The sequence below is a fragment of the Pseudonocardia sp. EV170527-09 genome (genome assembly GCF_008369905.1).
Lineage (GTDB): Bacteria > Actinomycetota > Actinomycetes > Mycobacteriales > Pseudonocardiaceae > Pseudonocardia.
The window spans coordinates 1-239 of the sequence record NZ_VRMC01000642.1 but is presented as its reverse complement, the minus strand read 5'-3'; the positions used below and the strand labels follow the sequence as shown (position 1 = coordinate 239).

At 50.2% G+C, this 239-nt stretch carries 1 protein-coding gene; it reads right to left on the bottom strand.

The genetic code is table 11. The annotated features are described in order from the left end of the window. Window positions 1-239 (bottom strand): hypothetical protein (locus FVA95_RS32475; RefSeq protein ID WP_205016113.1); only part of this gene is annotated, 239 nt, incomplete at both ends.

Below are 239 nucleotides of genomic sequence, written 5' to 3'. Positions count from 1 at the left end.
GTGGTGCTGTTGGCATCACTGCTTGGTCATTGGGTACACCTTGGCCCGCTGGGCTGATAGCTGCTGCATTTGGATCAAGCAATTTAATTTGCCCTGAGCTTACGAGTTCTTGAATAGAACCCGGTTGGCCATTAACAGTAGTCGTGACTTTGGCTTGAGAGAGACTTTCTAAGGTGTCACCCGGTTGGATAGGTGGCTCGGCGAAGGCTGAAGCACTTATCACTGTGCCGATTAAACCA